The sequence below is a fragment of the Streptomyces alkaliphilus genome (assembly GCF_014141535.1).
Taxonomy (GTDB): Bacteria; Actinomycetota; Actinomycetes; order Streptomycetales; family Streptomycetaceae; genus Streptomyces; species Streptomyces alkaliphilus.
Map to the genome: position 1 here is coordinate 1 of NZ_VKHT01000931.1, position 1972 is coordinate 1972.

Annotated in this window: 2 protein-coding genes; both read right to left on the bottom strand. The window is 70.7% G+C overall.

Annotation, left to right across the window (positions count from 1 at the left end; all coding sequences use genetic code 11):
- Positions 1-68: 68 nt before the first annotated feature.
- Entirely contained in the window at positions 69-740 is a 672-nt protein-coding gene (locus tag FNQ90_RS21235) for a fasciclin domain-containing protein (RefSeq protein ID WP_182607824.1), read from the bottom strand.
- A gap of 266 nt (positions 741-1006) precedes the next feature.
- On the bottom strand, positions 1007-1972 hold a 966-nt coding region (locus FNQ90_RS21240; RefSeq protein ID WP_182607825.1), incomplete at its 5' end, for a molybdopterin-dependent oxidoreductase.

Here is a 1972-nt window from a genome sequence, read left to right on the forward strand (position 1 = left end):
CGGCACCGGAGCCCGGTGCCGGTACCCCGTGAGAGGACGGAGGGGGCACCGGCGGGTCGGGGGCCGGATCAGGGCATCAGCACCTCGTCGATCAGGTAGACCGTGGCGTTCTCGGTCTGTACATCGCCGCAGACCACGTTGGCGCCGTTGACGGTGTACTCCTCGTCGGAACCGGAGACGGTGACCTCCTCGCCCTGGAGGGTCTCGTAGTCGGCGTCCTCCAGGTCCTCCGGCGACAGGCGCTCGCCCACCACGTGGTAGGTGAGCACCTCGGTCAGCTGGTCCCGGTCGGCGAGCAGGGCGTTGAGGTCCTCCTCCGGGATGGCGTCGAAGGCATCGTTGGTCGGGGCGAAGACGGTGAGGGCCTCGGCGCTGTTCAGCGTGTCGACCAGGCCGGCCTCGGTCAACGCGGTGACCAGGGTGGAGAGCTCGGGGTTGTTGGACGCGGCGGTGGCCACCGGCTCCTCGGCCATCCCCTCGAAGCTTCCGGGACCCTCCTCCGGGACGGCGGCACAACCGGGGCCGAACGGTGCGGCGGCGCCGGCCATGCCCTCGTCCATGCCGGCCCCGGTGTCCTCCTCGGCGCCCTCGTCCATGGTGTCGGCGGTGTCGGCGCCGGTCTCCTCCTGCGCGGTGTCGTTCGTGTCGGCCGCGTCGTCGCTGCCGCAGGCGGCCAGGGACAGCGGAAGCATCGCGGCGGTGACGACGGCGATGGCGGTGCGACGCATGCGGGTGTTCATGGGAAACGAGCTCCTGGAATCGGGGGACCCGAGCGGGCCCCGAGGGGGTTGTCGTGACGGAAGGTCCGAACGTGATGTATCGGCGGAACCAGTACCTACCAGTGTTTCCACTGTGATTGCTGCATTTTCGGACCCATCGGATGTGTCGACATCTTTCGGTGTAATCACGTCGAAGCGTGATGATCCAAAGCGGTCGAAAGAAGCCGAAGGTGATCGAATGCGGAAGGGTCGGGAGCCGGGATCGGCCCGGCTCCACGGGGCGGGGATCACTCCACGGTGATCACCACCGAATGCCGGCCGGTGGCGCCGTCGGGGGAGATCCCGACGCGCTCCGCGGTCTGGGTCTCCCCGGTGCCGTCGGTGGTCCGCACCTCCAGGCGGCGGGAGCCCGGTTCGAGACGCAGGCCCAGGTACCACTGGCGCCAGGTGTCGGGGTGCGGCGCCTCGGCCGTCCGGGCCTCCTCCCAGGGACCGTCGTCCACCCGTACCTCGACCCGTTCGATGCCCCGCCCCTGAGCCCAGGCGACCCCGGCGACGGTGACCGTTCCCGCCTCCACCCGCGCGAACGGGCGCGGGGTGTCGATTCGGGACTGCGTCTTGATCGGTGCCTCGGCCGCCCACCGCCGGCGCACCCAGTAGGCGTCGACCTCGGCGAAGGTGGTCAACTCCAGCTCCTCGAGCCACTTGCAGGCCGAGACGTAGCCGTACAGCCCCGGAACCACCATCCGGACCGGGAAACCGTGCCGGAAGGGCAACGGCTCGCCGTTCATGCCCACCGCCAACAGGGCCTCCCGACCGTCCAGGACCGCCTCCACCGGGGTGCCGATGGTCATGCCGTCCACGGAACGCGAGATCAACTGGTCGGCGGGCCCGCCCCCGGAGGGGGCCCGGACACCCGCCTCCCGCAGCAGATCGGCCAACCGCACCCCGAGCCAACGGGCGTTACCGGCGTAGCGGCCTCCGACCTCGTTGGACACGCAGGTCAGGGTGATGTCCCGTTCCACCAGCTCGCGCCGGAGCAGATCGCGGTAGCCCAGCGTCATCTCCCGTTCCACCCCGAGGCCGTGCAGCCGCAACCGCCAGGCCGTCGCGTCCACCCGGGGCACCGTCAGAGCGGTGTCCACGCGGTAGAAATCGCGGTTGGGGGTGGTGAAGGGGGTGATCCCCTCCACCGGCGGGTCGACCCCCGCCGGCAGGGGACCCGCCGGCACATCCGGGGTGGGGCTGTCTCT

Coding starts and splice junctions, on each gene's coding strand:
- FNQ90_RS21235 (WP_182607824.1), bottom strand. CDS start 740: ATGAACACCCGCATGCGTCGCACCGCCATCGCCGTCGTCACCGCCGCG.